The 17,991-nt window shown below is 69.9% G+C and carries 14 protein-coding genes; 7 read left to right on the forward strand and 7 right to left on the reverse strand.

What is annotated here, in order from left to right:
• Nucleotides 1-37: 37 nt before the first annotated feature.
• Nucleotides 38-1,495, forward strand: coding sequence for a peptidoglycan D,D-transpeptidase FtsI family protein (locus ACH4G3_RS26255; protein ID WP_397627237.1), 1,458 nt, complete (start codon nt 38-40; stop codon nt 1,493-1,495).
• 68 nt (nt 1,496-1,563) lie between these two features.
• Here the strand turns inward: ACH4G3_RS26255 and ACH4G3_RS26260 are convergent, their stop codons facing one another.
• Nucleotides 1,564-3,021, reverse strand: a complete 1,458-nt coding sequence (locus tag ACH4G3_RS26260) for an NCS2 family permease (protein ID WP_397626815.1) — start codon at nt 3,019-3,021, stop codon at nt 1,564-1,566.
• 269 nt (nt 3,022-3,290) lie between these two features.
• Between ACH4G3_RS26260 and ACH4G3_RS26265 the strand changes: the two genes are divergently transcribed.
• The 5 genes from ACH4G3_RS26265 to ACH4G3_RS26285 all read left to right on the forward strand — a co-directional run bounded on the left by ACH4G3_RS26265 (nt 3,291) and on the right by ACH4G3_RS26285 (nt 8,331).
• On the forward strand, nt 3,291-3,896 hold the full coding sequence (locus ACH4G3_RS26265; RefSeq protein WP_397626816.1) for a SigE family RNA polymerase sigma factor: 606 nt from the start codon (nt 3,291-3,293) through the stop codon (nt 3,894-3,896).
• Nucleotides 3,893-4,738 carry a hypothetical protein gene (locus tag ACH4G3_RS26270; RefSeq protein WP_397626817.1) on the forward strand — a complete coding sequence of 282 codons (846 nt, stop codon included), beginning with the start codon at nt 3,893-3,895 and terminating at the stop codon, nt 4,736-4,738. The genes ACH4G3_RS26265 and ACH4G3_RS26270 overlap by 4 nt, the downstream gene beginning before the upstream one ends.
• 84 nt (nt 4,739-4,822) lie before the next feature.
• Complete coding sequence (locus tag ACH4G3_RS26275) at nt 4,823-5,656, forward strand: pectate lyase (RefSeq protein WP_397626818.1); 834 nt, start codon at nt 4,823-4,825, stop codon at nt 5,654-5,656.
• 351 nt (nt 5,657-6,007) lie between these two features.
• Nucleotides 6,008-7,387 carry a prolyl oligopeptidase family serine peptidase gene (locus ACH4G3_RS26280; protein ID WP_397626819.1) on the forward strand — a complete coding sequence of 460 codons (1,380 nt, stop codon included), beginning with the start codon at nt 6,008-6,010 and terminating at the stop codon, nt 7,385-7,387.
• Nucleotides 7,388-7,467: 80 nt separating this feature from the next.
• Nucleotides 7,468-8,331 (forward strand): poly(ethylene terephthalate) hydrolase family protein, encoded by an 864-nt coding sequence (locus tag ACH4G3_RS26285; RefSeq protein WP_397626820.1) that lies wholly within the window; start codon nt 7,468-7,470, stop codon nt 8,329-8,331.
• A gap of 24 nt (nt 8,332-8,355) precedes the next feature.
• Here ACH4G3_RS26285 and ACH4G3_RS26290 read toward each other — a convergent pair whose 3' ends face one another.
• A complete protein-coding gene (locus ACH4G3_RS26290; RefSeq protein ID WP_397626821.1) occupies nt 8,356-9,510 on the reverse strand; it encodes a right-handed parallel beta-helix repeat-containing protein in 1,155 nt (384 codons plus the stop codon).
• Nucleotides 9,511-9,776: 266 nt separating this feature from the next.
• Here ACH4G3_RS26290 and ACH4G3_RS26295 point away from each other — a divergent pair, with 266 nt between their 5' ends.
• Nucleotides 9,777-11,984 (forward strand): glycoside hydrolase family 43 protein, encoded by a 2,208-nt coding sequence (locus ACH4G3_RS26295; protein ID WP_397626822.1) that lies wholly within the window; start codon nt 9,777-9,779, stop codon nt 11,982-11,984.
• Between the two features lie 3 nt (nt 11,985-11,987).
• Here the strand turns inward: ACH4G3_RS26295 and ACH4G3_RS26300 are convergent, their stop codons facing one another.
• From ACH4G3_RS26300 to ACH4G3_RS26320, 5 genes are all read right to left on the reverse strand, one after another.
• Entirely contained in the window at nt 11,988-13,145 is a 1,158-nt protein-coding gene (locus ACH4G3_RS26300) for a dienelactone hydrolase family protein (RefSeq protein WP_397626823.1), read from the reverse strand.
• Nucleotides 13,132-14,397 carry a pectate lyase family protein gene (locus ACH4G3_RS26305; RefSeq protein ID WP_397626824.1) on the reverse strand — a complete coding sequence of 422 codons (1,266 nt, stop codon included), beginning with the start codon at nt 14,395-14,397 and terminating at the stop codon, nt 13,132-13,134. The genes ACH4G3_RS26300 and ACH4G3_RS26305 overlap by 14 nt, the downstream gene beginning before the upstream one ends.
• A complete protein-coding gene (locus ACH4G3_RS26310) occupies nt 14,390-15,421 on the reverse strand; it encodes a pectinesterase family protein (RefSeq protein ID WP_397626825.1) in 1,032 nt (343 codons plus the stop codon). Before ACH4G3_RS26310 ends, ACH4G3_RS26305 begins: the two co-directional genes overlap by 8 nt.
• On the reverse strand, nt 15,422-16,552 hold the full coding sequence (locus ACH4G3_RS26315; protein ID WP_397626826.1) for a pectinesterase family protein: 1,131 nt from the start codon (nt 16,550-16,552) through the stop codon (nt 15,422-15,424).
• Nucleotides 16,553-16,666: 114 nt separating this feature from the next.
• Nucleotides 16,667-17,986, reverse strand: coding sequence for a pectate lyase family protein (locus ACH4G3_RS26320; protein WP_397626827.1), 1,320 nt, complete (start codon nt 17,984-17,986; stop codon nt 16,667-16,669).
• Between the last annotated feature and the right edge of the window lie 5 nt (nt 17,987-17,991).

A 17,991-nucleotide genomic window follows, 5' to 3' on the forward strand; every position in this document is an offset into this window, starting at 1 on the left:
AACGATCCGCCCCGCCTGGCTCGTCCTCATGTTCGGGATGAACAAGACGATCAGGCGCGCATCGGTCTTCACGCTGCTGCTGGTTCTCGCTCTGCTGGTCAGGGCGACCTGGGTGCAGTTCTACGAGGGCCAGGCGCTCGCAGACGACAAGGACAACCGGCGGAACGCGATCGAGACGTACTCGGCGCCGCTCGGGAACATCATCGTGGGCGGCCGGTCGGTCACCGGCTCGGCCCCGACGAAGGACAGCGACCTCAGGTACAAGCGCACGTACACGGACGGCGAGCTGTACGCGGCGGTGACGGGCTATGCCTCGCAGGCGTACGCGCCGACCCAGCTGGAGGGCATCTACACCGACCTGCTCAACGGCACGGACAACCGTCTGAAGTCCGTGATGGACACCATCACCAACCAGCGGGCCGACCCGGGCAACGTGGTCACGACGATCGACCCGGACGTGCAGAAGGCGGCCTACGACGCGCTCGGCGACAAAAAGGGCGGGGCCGTCGCCATCGACCCGAAGACCGGGAAGATCCTCGCGGTCGTGTCGACCCCGTCGTACAACCCCTCGTCGCTGACCGACGCCAACACCGCGGGGGCGGCCTGGAAGAAGCTCACGACCGACCCGGAGAAGCCGCTGGTCAACCGTGCGCTGCGGCAGCCGCTGCCGCCGGGTTCGACGTTCAAGCTGGTCGTGGCGGCAGCGGCGCTGGAGGACGGGCTGTACCAGTCGGTGGACGAGAAGACCGCCAGCCCCGACCCGTACACGCTGCCGGGCACCTCCCGGGACCTGTCGAACGAGAACCCGAACGCGCCCTGTACGAACGCCACGATCCGTACGGCGCTGGAGTACTCGTGCAACAACGTCTTCGCGAAGATGGCCGTCCAGCTCGGCCAGGACAAGGTGAAGGCGATGGCCGAGAAGTTCGGCTTCAACGACGACGAGCTGGACGTGCCGGTCCGGGCCTACACGAGCGTGTACCCCTCGGACATGTACCCGTCGCAGACGGCCCTGACGGGCATCGGCCAGTTCGATGTCACGGCGACGCCGCTCCAGATGGCCATGGTGTCGGCGGCCATAGCCAACGGCGGCAAGCTGGTTTCGCCGCATATGGTTTCGCAGATCACCAACAGCGGTGGTGATGTGTTGCAGGACTACGACGACGACGCGGGCTCGAAGGAGATCGTCAGCTCCTCGACCGCCGAGCAGTTGCAGTCGGCGATGCAGACGGTCGTGGAGAAGGGTACGGGCACGAACGCCCAGGTCCCGGGCGCGACGGTCGGCGGCAAGACGGGTACGGCGCAGCACGGCGAGAACAACAGCCAGGTGCCGTACGCCTGGTTCACCTCGTACGGGAAGTCCGACTCGTCGGGCAAGGAGGTCGCCGTGGCGGTCGTCGTCGAGCAGTCGAACGCGGCCCGCTCGGAGGTCAGCGGCAACGGCCTGGCGGCGCCGGTCGCCAAGGCGATGATGGAAGCCGCGCTGAAGGACTGAACCCCGGCCGCGTGAAAGCCGTCTGTACTGATGGGCCGCCCCCTTCCCCCCGGGGGCGGCCCTTCTCTCTACTTGGCTCCCAGGAGCTGCTCGACCGGGTCGATCGCGAAGTACACGAGGAACAGCGCCGAGGTCCCCCACAGCAGCCAGTGGACCTCCTTGGCCTTGCCGAGCACGGTCTTGATCACGACGTACGCGAGGAAGCCGGCGCCGATGCCGTTGGTGATGGAGTAGGTGAACGGCATCACCGCGATGGTGAGGAACGCGGGGATGGCGATCTCGTAGCGGTCCCAGTCGATGTGCTTGACCTGGGTCATCATCAGGAAGCCGACGGCGACCAGGGCGGGGGCGGCCGCCTGGAGCGGGACGATGGTGAGCAGCGGGGTCAGGAACAGCGCGAGGCCGAACAGTGAGCCGGTGACGAGGTTGGAGAAGCCGGTGCGCGAGCCCTCGCCGACGCCGGCCGCCGACTCGATGTAGGAGGTCGCCGAGGAGGCCGAGGCCGCGCCGCCCGCGACCGCGGCGGCACCGTCGATCAGCAGCACCCGGCCGAGGTTCGGGACCTTGCCCTCCTCGTCGAGCAGGCCCGCTTCGGCGCTGATGCCGACGACCGTGCCCATGGTGTCGAAGAAGTCGGACAGGATCAGCGTGAAGATCAACAGCACGACGGTGATGACGCCGACGCCCGGGGCACTGAAGGCGCCGAACAGGTCGAAGTCGCCGACGAGTCCGAAGTCGGGGGCGTCGACGAGCTTGTCGGGCCAGGACGGTGTCGTCAGGCCCCAGGTCTTGATGTCGGCTATGGAGTTGATCACTATCGCCAGCGCCGTCATGGTGACGATGCTGATCAGGATGGCGCCCTTGACCTTGCGGGCGAGCAGACCGATCGTCAGCAGGATGCCCAGGCAGAAGACGAGAATCGGCCAGCCGGTGAGCGTTCCCGTGCCGCCCAGCTGAACCGGCACGGTGGTGTTCGCGGCGTCCGGGATGCGGCTGACGAACCCGGCGTCGACGAAGCCGATGAAGGCGATGAACAGGCCGATGCCGACGCTGATCGCCTGCTTGAGCGGCTGGGGTATGGCGTGCATGACGGCCTCGCGCAGCCCGGTCACCACCAGCACGCAGATCAGCAGGCCTTCGAGGACGATGAGGCCCATCGCGTCGTCCCAGCTCATCAGCGGGGCGATCTGGAAGGCGACCACGGCGTTCAGGCCGAGTCCGGCGGCCAGCGCGAGGGGCAGATTGCCGCCCACGCCCATGATGATCGTCATGACCGCGGCCACCAGGGCGGTGGCGGTGGTGAGCTGGACGGCGTCCAGCTGGTGCCCGAACTTGTCCTTCGCGCTGCCCAGGATGATGGGATTCAGGACAAGGATGTAGGCCATCGTGAAGAACGTGGCGAAGCCGCCGCGTATCTCACGGCCGAAGGTGGACCCCCGCTCGGAGATCTTGAAGAACCGGTCGACGCTGTTCACCGCCGGTGGTGCGGCGTCGGACCGGTCGGCCACCTTCTGCGATTCGGACATGGGGAGTGCTCCTTGATGCCTGGGTGATCGGTGTGCGGATGCTGGCTGGATTGTTCCCGCGTTGAACCACATTCAGGTTTTCTTCGTGTTACGGAATCAGAGTCCGGCCTGCCATACGCCGTTCGAAGCTCCGTACGAACCGTCCTGAGAACGCTGCTACGCTTCCCGATCTCGTCCGGACCTCCCCCGGATGATCACATGTCATCTACATGACACGCATAGGCACCCCCGCCCGGAGTGCCCGAAGCCGCTGCGAGGAGAGGTCGCCCGTGGGCACAGTCGTCGACGACGCCGCCTCCGTGGAGTTCCACGCCTTCTTCGAGCGTCACTACGCCGAACTGTCCCGCCTGGCCTATCTGCTGACGGGCGAGTCGGACACCGCCGACGATCTGGCGGCGGACGCGTTGCTGGCGCTGTGGCACCGCTGGGACCGGGTACGCGCGGCCGACCATCCGGCGGCGTACGCGCGCGGTGTGGTCGCCAACCTGGCCCGCACCCGGATCCGCAGCGCCGTGCGCGAGCGCCGGCGCATCGCCCTGTTCTGGTCGCAGCGCGAGGAGAACACCGAGAACCCGGACGTCCCGGGCGTGGTCGACGTCCAGGAGGCGTTGCGCAGACTGCCGTTCCGCAAGCGGGCCTGTGTGGTGCTGCGGCACGCCTTCGACCTCTCGGAGAAGGACACCGCGCTCGCCCTCGGCGTCTCGGTGGGTACGGTGAAGAGCCAGACCTCCAAGGGAATGGCCGAACTCCAGCGGTTGCTGGGCACACAGGGAGTACCGCAGCGGATGCACGCGGCGGTGGGCGCTCCCCGTAGCTCACCGGTCGTGGAAGGCTTGCGGGCGCGCACCGGTGAGGGCGGAGGAAGGGACCGATGACCATGCGGCGGGACGTGCACGAGGAGCTGCGCGCCCGGCTGCACGAGGCGGCCGGGACGCACCAGCCCGACCGGGAGCAGATCCTGGCCCGGGTCGAGCGGGGCATGGCCGGTCCGGCCGGTTCCGGCCACCGGGCGACGCGTCCGCCGGTGTTCGGGTGGATGCGGGTGGCCGGTGCGACGGCCGCGGTGGCGGGTGTGCTGGCGGTGGGCGGTTACGCGGTCGCGTCCGCGGTGAAGGAGGAGACCGCCCCGCAGCAGCAGGACGTGGCGACGTCGCCGACGCCCACACCGTCGCCGGAGGCCACGAGCCGGGCCCCCGCGCCGCCGGTGGACCCCACCCCGTCCGCCCCGCCGGAGCGCAGCGAGTCCGCTCCGCCGCCCTCGCGGACGCCGAGCACCTCCGTCACCGGGCGGCCGCCCGCCGCCACCGAGGACGGGCCGCTGTGGTCGGACGGCTCGGTCGACCCGCACAGCAACGACTTCTGGGCGCAGAGCAACATCACGATCAAGACGCGCTCGGAACTGACCGCGCTGACCGTGCGGTTGAGCGTCGCCCAGACCGGCGGGGTCTCCGACGCGGGCGCCTGGCGGTCGCTGCCCGAGCAGGACTTCACACTCACGGTCGGCGAGCGGGACGGCTTCCTCGTCTACACCTGGACCCTGAAGGAGGGCCGCAGGGTCCCGGCAGGCGAGTGGGTGTTCGCGGGCCAGTTCGACCACGAGCGCGGCGGCCGTGATGCCGGCGCCGACCGCTACGCGGTGACGGCCGCCGCGGGTTCGCAGGGCTTGTCCGTGGGCGGCGGTTTCGCGGCCGTGGACGACACCGACGACGACTCGTGAAAAATTCCTGAAGACGCGGCAACCCTTTCCTCACGGGTGGCGACCACCAGGCGCAAGAATCACCCCCCATTGAGGAATCGGTACATGACTGCACCAGCAGAACAGCGCGTCCGCCATCGCCGCCGGGTCACCAAGCGGCGGGCGGTGATCGCCGGGTTAGCCGCCTTCGGCATCACGGGAGCGGCGGTCGTCACCACGTCGATGCTGTCCACCGCGGGCGCCGCGACCTCCTGGCCCACGGACAAGGGCAAGACGCCCGTGTCGAAGACCATCCCGGTCTCCGGTGTCCACGACGGCGGGATGAAGATGTTCTACGGCTCCGGCGCGCTCGGCGGCGACAGCCAGGACGAGGGCCAGGACCCCATCTTCGAGCTGGCCGACGGCGCGGTGCTCAAGAACGTCATCATCGGCACCCCGGCCGCGGACGGCGTGCACTGCAAGGGCAGCTGCACGCTCCAGAACGTGTGGTGGACGGACGTCGGCGAGGACGCGGCCAGCTTCAAGGGCAAGTCGTCGTCGGCCGTGTACAAGGTGATCGGCGGCGGCGCGAAGAACGCCGACGACAAGGTGCTCCAGTTCAACGGCGCCGGGACGCTGAACGTGTCGGGCTTCCAGGTGCAGAACGCCGGGAAGCTGGTGCGCTCCTGCGGCAACTGCAAGACGCAGTACAAGCGCACGGTCGTGCTGAACGACATCGATGTGACGGCGCCGATGAACTCCATCGTCGGCGTGAACGCCAACTACGGCGACACGGCGACGCTGTCGAAGATCCGCATCCACGGCGACAGCAAGAAGAAGATCAAGACGTGTGTGCGCTTCGAGGGCAACAACACGGGCAAGGAGCCCAAGGAGCTGACCCCGCCCGGCCCGGACGGCAAGACCTGCAAGTTCAAGGCCTCGGACATCAGCTACCAGTGACGCCGCGGCACATGTGAACTCCGGCCGGCCCGAATCCCCCCTTCGGGCCGGCCGGCTGCCGGATGTCCGGGCCCCAGTCGGACCTCCCGGCACCCCCGGCCCTCCGGAGCCCCCCTTCGGACGGCCGGACAGCCCTGGCCGAGCCCCCCTCGGCCGGTCGGCAGGACGCCCCCGCCGGTGAGAACCGGCGGGGGCGTCGTCGTACCTCCGCATTGATGCGCGTATCGCATGGACAGATCTCGGTTTGATGCTGGACAGGGATCCGGTGGTGCTCCGAAACTCTCGCGTAACACCTCACGCTCGCGTAATACCTCGGCCCGCCCCCCAGCCCGATGACCGAGACGAGGACCCATGAGATCGATCCCCAGACGTACGGTGCTCGCCGTCACCGCGGGTGCGGTCGCGGCGCCGACCGTGAGCACGTCGGCCACGGCAGCCCCGTCCGAAGGACGGCAAGCGGCCTCAGGACCCAACCCGGTCCTGCGGACGGACCTCATCACGCAGGTGACACCGAGGAACAACTGGCTGGTGACAGCCGTCGCCGTCCAGTACGCGCACCGCATCGACTTACCCGGCGGGACGGTCCCGCCCACCGCCTTCCAGGTGCAGGCCACCGTGGGCGGAAAGACAGCGGCTCGTACGGTGACCCGGGTCTACTCCCACACCTCGGCCGCGGTGGACGACCGCTCCCACCCCGGACGACCGGGGGACCGCCTGATCATCGAGCTCGATCCGAACGACGCAGGCGCGAGGGCGGTCGGCACCACCGATCCCCTTCCGCTCGACCGCGCCTACTGCGTCAGACAGGTGGCGGACGTGCGCACCCCGGCGGGTGAACCGGTCCTGAAAGCCGGTCCGTTCGCGCACCGGAACGACGACGTCATCACTCCCGTGGTAGACGACTTCGCCGCCGGTTCCTTCACCGACTCCGCAGGCTTCGAACTGGACTTCCGGCTGTACCGGCCCGCGGGATTCCTACGGAACCCGCAGACCCGTACCCGGTACCCGCTCGTCGTCACCCTGCACGGCGGTGGCGAAGTCGCGGACAACAACATGACCCAGCTGACTTCCAACCGGATCGCGGTCACGTTCGCCGAACCGGAACGACAGCGGCGCAACCCCGCGTTCGTCCTCTCTCCGCAGGTCCCCCTGCCCCGTCCCATGGACGGACCCGACGGCACGGACTGGACCGACGCGAAGGTCCAGGCCGCGCTGATCGAACTCATCGACACCTTCGTGCGCGAGCACCCGGACCACGTGGACACCGGCCGGCTCTATCTGGTCGGCCTGTCTTCGGGCGGGCGCGGCATCTACAGCCTGCTGGCCGAGCGACCCGACGTGTTCGCCGCCGCCCTGCCCACGGCCGGCTGGGGCGAAGCGGCCGCCATGGACAGGATCACGCACATCCCGATCTGGGCCGACCACTCGGTCGACGACCCGGTCGTCCCCTACCGGGAGGGCCGGTTCGGCAACCCCGGCACCTGGACCCTGATGAACGCGCTGGAGACCGCCGGTGCGCGGGTCACCCGCGGGGAGTGGGCCAACGACCTGCCGAAGGCACAGTTCGAGGCCCGGTCGCGGGCCCTCCTGCGGCAGGCCCGGGCCACGCGCAGCCACGTGCTGTTCACGAGCTACACGGCCGGAACGACACCGGTGAACCCCCACCTGTCATGGGCCCAGACGTACGAGAACGACGTGGTCATCGACTGGCTCTTCGCGCAGTCCCGCTAGCGCTTTCCGGAGGTAGAGCAATGCGTCCATCTAGTCGTTCCACCGACTCCAGCGCGCCGTTACGGACTCGATCCCGCCCCGTGACGGCGCTGATCGCACTGGCAACCACCATCGGCTTGGCGCTGACTCTGCTGACGGCCACCGCCGCGCCGGCAGTCACCGCCGGCATCCCGTCCCCGACGACCGCCTCCCTGGAGGCCGCCGACGGGCCGCTGACCACCGCCGCCTACACCGTTCCCCGCCCGAGCGGGTACGGCTCGGGTACGGTCACGTATCCCACGGCCAAGGGCTCGTATCCGGGCGTCGTGCTGATGCCGGGCTACCAGGGCACCCAGCAGAACCTGCGGTGGCTGGCACCTCGCCTCGCCTCCTGGGGCTTCGTCGTCATCAACGTCGGAACGAAGACACTCACCGACGATCCCGAATCGCGCGGCCGCCAGATCAGCGCCGCCGGCACCCAGTTGCTCGCGCTCGGCAAGACCCCCGGCAACCCGCTGTCGGGGAAGCTCGACGGCACCCTCGGCGCGGCCGGTCACTCGATGGGCGGCGGGGGCGTCATGGCGGCCCTCCGGGACGACCCGCGCTTCCAGGCGGGCGTGCCGACCGCCCCGTACCACCCGAACGGGAACTTCTCCTCGGTCACCGAGCCCACCTTCTTCCTGACCTGTCAGAGCGACCCCGTCGCCCACGGCGACACCTTCGCGGTGCCCTGGTACAACTCCATGTCCCGGGCGGAGAAGCTGTACATCGAGGTACCGGGCGACCACCTGTGCCCGATGACGGGCTACGGCGACAAGGCCAAGCAGGGCAAGTGGATCGTGTCGTTCTTCAGCCTCTGGCTGCGTGCCGACACCCGCTTCGGCCCGTTCCTGTGCGGTCCCGCTCGTGACGCCGACAAGAACGACACCTCGCTGGTCACCCGCTGGATGGACACCTGCCCGTGACCGGCCCGCCGAGGAGGCACGGCGCTACTCCATCGTCGACCCGATGGCCGTGGGGCCGGTGGTCAGGAACGTCGTCGCGGGGAGGGCGCCGTCCGCCCCGCGCGCGGCGTACGCGCTTTTCGCGTCCGTCGACGTGAAGGGCGGGGTCGCGACGCCGCTGTCCCAGTTGTTGCCGGCGGAGACGGCCGCGGAGCCCAGCTTCGCGGGGCCGCCCTTGTCGCCCACGGCGAGGTTCTTGCCGAGGCGGGCCTTGCCGGTGGCGAAGTGGAAGCCGTTCCGGGCGTTGGCGTACGCGGTGTTGCGGTTCAGGGCGATGGCGCCGGTGTTGGAGTTCTCGGTGAAGCCGTGCAGCCTGTTGTCCCAGGCGGCGTTGTTGTCGACGACGTGGGCGACCGACGCTCCCCCGCCGCCCAGTTCGAAGCCGTTGCCGTTGCCCTCGAAGGCAGGGGCGCGCCGGCGGTTGTCGCCGTTGCCGAAGGCCCAGGAGTGCTCGATGGTGACCGGCGAGGAGAACTGCCACAGGTCGAGCCCGTCGTCGGAGTTGTCGGACAGCCGGGCGCCGGTGATCCTGTTGCCCGTCCCGGAGCCGAACTTGACGGCGATGCCGTCGGCGTTCCGGCCCTGGCCGGCCGGGTCGTAGTTGCCATGGCTGTCCAGGTTCTGCACGAGGTTGCCGGTCGTGCCGTCGCCGCGCAGGGTGAAGCCGGAGTCGCCGTTGTCCGCGGTGACGAGGTTCCGGAAGACGCCGCCGGCCGAGGACGTGGCGACGAAGCCCTGGGCCGGGGAGTTGACGAAGGCGAGGTTCTCGACGGTCCAGTAGTCGCCGTGGATGGCGGCCAGCCAGGAGCCGTCGGGCAGCTCGGAGCCGTCGATCCGGACCCTCTCGCCACCCTGTGCCCGCAGGGTGATGCGTGCCGAACTGGTGCCGTTCGCCGTGGACTTGAGGGTCGCGGCCGGGTGGTAGGTGCCGCCGTGGACCTCGATGACCGTGCCGGCGGTGGCGTTCCGCACGGCCGCTTCGAGCTGGGCCGTGGTGGAGACGGTGACCGTCGACGAGGCGGCCTGCGCGCCGCCGCCCGAGAGCCCGAGATAGACGCCGCCCGCCCCCGAGGCACAGACCACCGCGGCGGCGATGGTGAGCGTACGGGTCCTGCGGTGGCGTCCTGTGCTGAGCAGCACGGAGCGTTCCTTTCCTAGGCGACGGGGTCGGAAACGGTTCAGAGGGGCCCGCTCCGGCCCGTTTCCGACCAGCAGTCGCCGCCGTGCCGCGAAAGGGTTGCCGCCGTCGCCACCGTTGCCGCTGTCACGTGCACGGGCGTGCCCGCGTCTGCGAAAGTTTCGGAACCACCCGCCTCATGCACACCCGTTGACGCCCTGTCCCCGTCCGGTGAAACTCCGAAGGCCGCCACTCCAACAGAATCCCCCAGACTCCGACAGGAAGTGTCATGCGCCCCCGCACGCTCCTGCTGCCGTTCCTGGCCCTGACCGGCCTCGTCCTGACCCTTCTCACCGCGCCGCCCAGCACCGCGGACTCCGGAGCACCACCCGTGAAGCACTCCAAGTACGCCGGCTATCTCTTCGCCTACTTCACGGGTGAGGGCACCGCCGACGGCGAGCAGATCCGTTACGCCCTGAGCCGGGGCAACGACGCGCTGCACTGGCGTGAGCTGAACGCCGGCAAGCCGGTCCTGACGTCGACGATCGGCGAGAAGGGCCTGCGCGACCCGTTCGTGATCCGCTCCCCCAAGGGCGACAAGTTCTTCCTGATCGCCACCGACCTGCGGATGTACCAGAACTCCAGCGGCAGCTGGGACCAGGTGCAGCGGCACGGCAGCAAGTCGATCATGGTCTGGGAGTCCACCGACCTGGTCCACTGGACCGACCAGCGCCTGGTGAAGGTGTCCCCGGACAACGCGGGCAACACCTGGGCCCCGGAGGCCTACTGGGACGACGAGCTGGGTGAGTACGTCGTCTTCTGGGCGTCGAAGCTGTACGCCGACGACGACCCGGACCACAAGGGCAACACGTACAACAAGATGATGTACGCGACCACCAAGGACTTCCGCACCTTCAGCAAGCCGAAGATCTGGAACGACCCGGGCTACTCGGTGATCGACTCCACGGTCGTGAAGTACAAGGACGAGTACTACCGCTACACCAAGGACGAGCGGGACCCCAGCTCCTCCAGCCCCTGCTCGAAGTTCATCACCGGTGAGAAGTCGACGTCCCTGACCTCGACGAAGTACGACTTCGTGGCCGACTGCATCGGCAAGGGCGCGATGGACCGCGGCGAGGGCCCGACGGTGTTCAAGTCGAACACCGAGAAGAAGTGGTACCTGTTCATCGACGAGTACGGCGGCCGCGGTTACGTTCCGTTCGAGACCACCGACCTCGCTTCCGGCAAGTGGACCCCGTCCACGGACTACCAGCTCCCGGCGAGCCCCCGGCACGGCACGGTGCTCCCGGTGACGCAGAAGGAGTACGACCGGCTGCTGGCGGCGTACCCGGCCACGCCCACCTCGGTCGTGGACGCGACGGCGAAGCACCAGAAGGGCTACTCGATCGTCACGGACAGCGCGTCCAAGGTCGTCCTGCCGATGGAGCCGGATGCCGATCTGCGCGGCCTCGCCCCGAAGCTGTGGGTCGGTGAGGGCGCCACGCTGAGCCCGGAGTCCGGGACCCGGCGCGACTTCCGTACGCCTCAGAAGTACACCGTGACGGCGGCCGACGGCACCAGGCGCACCTGGACGGTCGAGGCGGTCCGCACCCGCAGCCCCATGCTTCCGGGCCTGAACGCCGACCCCGACGTCCACTACCTGAACGGCAGATACTGGATCTACCCGACGACGGACGGCTTCCAGGGCTGGAGCGGCACCAAGTTCAAGGCGTACTCGTCGAAGGACCTGGTCCACTGGAAGGACCACGGCGTCATCCTCGACCTCGGGCCCGACGTGACCTGGGCCGACAAGTACGCCTGGGCGCCCGCGATCGCCGAGCGCAACGGCAAGTACTACTTCTACTTCTGCGCCGAGCAGCAGATCGGCGTGGCGGTCGCCGACTCCCCCGCGGGCCCCTTCAAGGACGCGCTCGGCAAGCCGCTGGTCGCCAAGGGCGGGGCGCTCAAGGGCCAGATGATCGACCCGTCGGTCTTCACGGACGACGACGGCCAGGCGTACCTGTACTGGGGCAACGGCCACGGGTACGTCGTGCCGCTGGGCGACGACATGGTGTCCTTCGACGCGTCGAAGGTGCGGGACATCACCCCGGACAACTTCCGCGAGGGCTCCTTCGTGATCAAGCGGAAGGGCACGTACTACTTCATGTGGTCGGAGGACGACACCCGCAGCGAGAACTACCACGTGGCGTACGCGACGGGACCGTCCCCGCTCGGCCCGTGGACCAAGCGCGGGACGATCCTTCAGAAGCGGCCCGAGTACGGCATCCTCGGCACCGGTCACCACTCGGTGGTGAACACCCCCGGCACCGACGACTGGTACATGGTCTACCACCGCTTCGCCCTCAACGGCCCGGGCAGGCCGGGCGGCGACGGTATGCACCGCGAGACCACCATCGACCGCATGGAGTTCGCTGCCGACGGCACGATCAAGCCGGTGGTGCCGACGCTGGAGGGCGTCGAGCCGGTACGGCGATGAGCCTCACAGGACGTCGTCGAGCCAGCTGAAGACCTCGTCCTGCATCTCGTGGGTGAAGACGTGGCCGAGCTCCGGCCACGTCTTCGTCCGTATCCGCTCCCCGGCGTTGCGCGACCGCCAGACGGCACGCAGCTTGTCGTACGCGACCCGTACGCCGTCGGCCGGGAACAGCGTGTCGAGCCCACCGTTCAGGAACAGCATCGGCCTGGGGGCGGCGATGCTCGCCACGTCGGGGATGTCGAGGTGCCGGGCGAGACCCGGGTGCAGCATGTAGTACGCCGACTGTCCGCGCAGCGTGTTGTTGCCGGGCACCATCATTTCCTTGAGGCCGGTCATCCAGCACACACTCGCGGCGGCGGCGATGTGGTCGCTGAGGGCGGCGGTCTGCCAGGCGCGGTAGGCGCCCATGGAGAAGCCGACGGCCGCGACCCGCCGGGCGTCCACCCGGTCGAGTCCCGCCAGGAAGGCGGCTGCCCGCTGGTCCTCCCGGGCCATGAGCCCGGCGAGCGAGGAGCCGAGGTTGTAGAAGTTGGCGGCGAGGGCCTGCTGCTGGTCGTAGGCGAGCGGGCCGCGATCGCCCCAGCCGAGCGCGTCCAGGCACAGCACCACATAGCCGCGCCGGGCCAGTTCGTCACCGACGAACCGCCCGCTGAAGTACTTGTCCGCCCAGGCCCGGGCGGAGGCCAGACGCGTGTCGTCGTACCAGGGCAGGACCAGTTTCTCCTTCCCGATGTCGAACTTGGCGCCGTGGTCGTGCAGGAGCAGCACGGCGGGGAAGGGGCCCTTGCCGTGCGGGGTGAGCAGGGCGCCGCGCACGCGTTCGTAGCGGGTGAGGGAGACAGTGATCAACTCCCTTGTGTATCCCTCTCCCTGAGCACGGCCAGCGACCTGCGGCGCGTACGGCGTCCCGTCCTGCCGTTCGACGAGCAGGTGCTCCTCGACCGTGGCCCGGGCGGCGCGCCGCCAGGCGCCGAAGTCGCGGACCGGGGATCTCCCCCAGGCGAGCGGAAAGGTCAGGGCGTCCTTCAGCGCCGGATGGAAGTCGGGCAGCGGGCCGTCCGCGACCGCGGCCTCCGCCCCGCTCACCGCTCCCCCGGCCAGCAGCGCCGTGCCCGTGCCGACCACGAACGTCCGCCGGCCGAGCGGCTCATGGGTGCCCATACGACCTCCCGGTTCCGGCGTGCCGCAGCACGTACCGCTCTACCGCCGACGGGGACGTCAGTGCGCGGTAGTCGTACACATCGGCGGGATCCCAGCCGACGTCGGTTCCGAGGCCGAGGCCGCTCGCCACGGCGTTGAGCCGGGCGGGCCGGCCGTTGAACCAGGAGCCGGTGTCGCGGAACCGTTCGCCCCCGTAGTCCGCGACGGCGAGGGACGGCCGTCCCCCGGGATACCGGAAGACGTTGCGCTCGGAGAAGATCGCTGACTCCACGCCGACGCCCAGGGCGTAGAGAGGTGCCTGCCCCCGGTGGACGTTGTTGACGACGTGCACCTGCCCGAAGCGGACCCGCGGGGCGCGCTGCACGATGCCGCTGAACAGGTTGCGGACGAAGGTCACCTTGAGGTGTCCCCGGTCCCGGTCGCCGCGGCCGTCGCCCGACCCGATGAGGATCGCCTTGTCGTGGTCCTCGAACCGGCTGTCGGAGACCGTGACGAGGTCGGAACCGTCCTCGATGTCGAGCAGCCCGTCGTGCCGCTGCACGCGCTCCCCGTGGAAACCGAGGGGTGCCTCGCGGTCGGGGAACCGGCCGTCGGTGAAGGTGCAGTGGTCGATCCAGATGTTCCGGCCGGTGATGACGGTGAGCGCGTCGAAGCGGGCGTTCCAGCTGCCCCGCGTGCCGTCGTCCGGGGACCAGCTGGTGAAGTGGTCGACGGGCGCCTCCAGGTGCAGGTTCCGCACGACGATGTTGCTGCCGGTGTTGACCGTCAGGAACACCCCGAGCAGCCGGGCGTCGCGGCCCGTGCCGACGAGGGTCGTGTTGCTCGGCACGGTGAGCTGGATCTGCGCCTTCTCCTTGTTCGAGCCGGTCTGGCGCAGCTGCCGCTGCTGCTTGCAGTACTCGAAGCGGGTGTCGGACCAGACGGCGCCGTCCTCGCCGAAGCAGGACATGTACGTGCCGAGGTCGTATCCGGGCGCGTAGTCCTGCTCGCCGAGCAGGGAACCGTCGTCGCTCTCGTGGCCGTTGATGTCGCCGACGACCCGGATCACCTTGGGCGCGGTGGGATCGCCGTCGTTCGCGAGGGCGGTCTTGAGTTCGGCGCGGGTGTCCACCGTCCAGGTCCTGCCGCCCGCCCCGCCGCTGGTGCCGGAGCCGGCCGAGGCCCAGCCGACGGGGGCGCGTTCGGCGGCGGAGGCAGGCGAGGCCGGCCAGAGCAGGCAGAGGCCGAGGAGGAGCACGGCGGCCCTACGCATAGGGCCGCCAGTCGCCGAGGTACGTCTCCCTGGTGTGCAGCGCGGCCTGCGCGCGGCCGAGCTGAGGCCGGTTCTCCGGAACGGGGACGGCGGCGCCCGGCCCGGTGTTGCGGTACTCGGCGAACCGCATCGACTGCCAGGGGTAGGCCTCCCGCATGTTGGTGTACGGGGCCGCCGCGTCGATGCCCGGCCCGATCCGGGTCTCCCGCGCCACCAGCGACGGCCAGGCCGTGGTCTCGTACGACGGCACCCAGGGCCGGGCCAGCTTGTAGGCACCGTCCTCGGCTCCGGAGGTGATGCGGCAGCGGACGGCGAGGATGCCGTACGGATTCGCCCGGGCCGTGGAGGGCGCGAAGACCATGCCCTTGGGGGTGAAGTCCACGGCCCGCGCCAGCGTGCGGAAGTGGCACTGCTCGAACACGGCGGTCGCCCGCCCGAAGACGAAGTCGACGTCGCCCTCGATGTAGCAGTGCCGGAAGTACTGCCGGTCGAAGGCGCCGAGCGCGGTGGTCTCGACGAAGAGGGTGTCCTGGTGGGCCAGGAGCCGGACGTTCTCGAAGCGGGTGCGGTCGCCGTACGTGTACGCCGCGACCGCCTGCGTGCCGGTGATGTCGGGATGGTCGGCGCGCAGCCAGTCGTTGGCCAGGGTGAGGTCGCGGACGGTCAGCCCGGGGGCCGCCGAGGTGAAGGTGGCGGAGCCGGCCGTGCCGTACGTGCCCGAGCCGTCGGGCCTCGGGGTGCCGTTGGCGTTGTCGTAGACGATGACGACGTCCCGCGGGTCCCGGGTGGCCCCCCTGAGGGTCAGTCCGGCCTTTTCCGCCGGGACGCCGACGACCTCGCGGTACGTCCCCGGGTGTACGACGACGGTCCAGCCCGGGCCCTCCACGGCGTCCACGGCGGCCTGCACGGACTCGCCGGGGCGGACGTGGAGGACGCGGTGACGGCCGGCCGCGGCGAAGGCGGGTGCGGCGCCGGTGGCGACGAGGCCGCCGGCGATTCCGGTGAGCAGGGTGCGCCGGTGCACTCAGCACGCCTCCTTCCACGGCTCCCAGTCGCCGAGGTAGCCGGCGCGGGTCGCCGAACGGGCCTGCCGGGGGGTGAGCTGGGGCCGGTTGTCCGGAACGGAGACGGCGGCGCCCGGTCCCGTGTTGCGGTACTCGGCGAACCGCATCGACTGCCAGGGGTGGGCGTTCGACATGTTGGTGTAGGGCGCGACCGCGTCGATGCCCGGGCCGAGCCAGGTGTCCCGGACGGTGAGCATGGGGCGGGCGGTGATGTCGGAGCTGGGCACCCAGGGGCGGGCGAGCTTGTAGTAGCCGTCGGGAGCCTCGCTGTCGACGCGGCTCCTGGTCACCAGGTACCCGAGCGGGTTGGCGGCGGCCGTCGACGGGGCGAAGACGAAGCCGTACGGGGCGGCCGGCAGGTCGGTCCGGTTCAGGGTCCGCAAGCGGCACTGCTCGAAGACGGCGGTCGCCCGCCCGAAGACGAAGTCGACGTCGCCCTCGGCGTAGCAGTGGGCGAAGTACTGCCGGGCGAAGGTGCCCAGCGCCATCGAGTCGGCGTACAGGGTGTCCTGGTGGCCGAGGAACCGGCAGTGGTGGAAGGCGGACCGGTCGCCCTGGACCTTGAGGGCGACGGCCTGGGTGCCGGTGATGCCGGGGTGGTCGGCGCGCAGCCAGTCGTTGGCGAAGGTGATCCAGCGGGCGGTGAACCCGTCGGCCTGCACGGTGGTGGTGGCGGAGCCGGTGGTGCCGTAGGTGCCGCCGCCGGGCTTGGGTGTCCCTGCCGCGTTGTCGTACACGATGACGACGTCACGGGGGTTCTCGCTGGCCCCGATCCAGGTCATCTCGGTACGGCCGGGGTCGACGGCGACGGTCTGCCGGTAGACGCCCGGGGCGATGACGAGGGTGTATCCGCTGCCGTTCGCGGCGGCCACGGCGTCCCGGACGGTGGTGAAGTCACCGGCGCCACCCGGGTGGACGTACAGGGTCTTGGGCGTCAGGCGGGCGGCCGGTGCGCCGTACCGGCCGAACGGGCGCGGCCGGGTGCCTGCGGCCCGCGCGGGGACGGCGGCGAGGCCGGCGACGGCACCCGCTGCGGCGCTCGCGGCGAGGAACTTCCGGCGGGAGAGGGAGACATGGGGCTGCGAGAGCATACGGCTGCTCCTTCGCGGTGCGGCTGATGCGGGGTAGCCAGTGCGGGGGGGTGGTGGAAGGGCCGGGGCGGGGATGCGATGCCTCCGCCCCGGCCGGTTCACGTGCAGGTCAGGTCAGCACACGCGGCCGGCGCCCGCGCGGGCATCGACGATGCCCGGGACCGCCTTCGCCGGGTCGACGCCGGCCCGCAGCGTCGGCGTCCAGCCGGCGCCCGACTGGAGCGTCTCCCCGGGGATCTCCGCGTTGTGCACGGCGATCAGGTCGACGGCCTTGCCGTTGACGTAGTTGGCGTTGGCGGTGACCGGCGCCTCGTTCCACTTCTTGAGGATCTTCGCCGGGCTGATGCCCTGTGCCAGCGTGAACGCGTTGTGCTCGGCGACGAGCCGGGACTCCTTGCCGATGCCGTAGACGTAGCCCCACTTCTGGCCCTTGGTGACCACGAAGTGGTTGTTGTACGAGTCGACCTGCCCGAACCGCACCCGCGGCGCCCGCTCGACGATGCCCTCGAAGCGGTTGTGGTGCAGCGTGACCTTCAGCTTGCCCGTGTCGTCGGCGGTGGCGCTGTCGCTGTTGCCGATCAGCATGGTCTTGTCGTGGTCCTTGAACGAGTTCCAGGACACGGTCACGTGGTTCGAGCCGCGCACGACGTCGAGCAGCCCGTCGTGCTGCTGGTAGGTCTTGCCGTAGTAGGACGGCAGGGAGCTGTCGGGGTAGCGGCCGTCGGTCAGCGTGTTGTGGTCGACCCACACGTGCGTGGAGCCGTAGACGACCACCCCGTCGTACTCGCTGTTCCAGGCACCGGTCTTGTTGTCGTCGGCCGGGTCCCACTGGGGGAAGCAGTCGACCGGGGCCTCGATGGTGAGGTTGCGGACGATGACGTTGTCGACGCCCTTGATCTGGAGGCTGCCGCCGAGGATCCCGGAGTTCTTGCCCACGCCGACGATGGTGGTGTTGGCGGGCACGGTCGCTTTGATGGCCTTGTCCTGCTGGGCGGCGGACGCGGCCCGCAGGTCCTCCTGCTCACCGCTGACCGGCTTGTCGTGCCCCCAGACGGCGGGGTCGTAGGCGGCGAGGTACTTCTGGAAGTCGTACCCCTCGGCCTCGAACGCCTCGCAGCCCTGGGAGACGGCGTCGATCATCCCCTTCACCTTGATGATCCTGGGCGCGGTCCCGCCGTCCTTCAGGGCGGCCTTGAACTGCTCCCAGGTGGTGACGGTGTAGACGTGCGCGGCATCGGCCGCGGCACCTCCCGTGGTACCGGTGCCGTACGCGCCCCACCCGTCGTTGGCCCCGAGCGTCTGGCGGGCCACGTCCCGGGGCCCGGCCTGCGCGGCGGTACCGCTCAGGGACAGCACGAGCGCGGCACACCCGACCACCGCGGCGACCTTCACTGCGCCTACTCTGTCATGATCATGACACTTCGGAACATTCATGGTGC

Origin of the sequence: Streptomyces afghaniensis (assembly GCF_044327915.1) — a bacterium.
Taxonomy (GTDB): domain Bacteria; phylum Actinomycetota; class Actinomycetes; order Streptomycetales; family Streptomycetaceae; genus Streptomyces; species Streptomyces afghaniensis.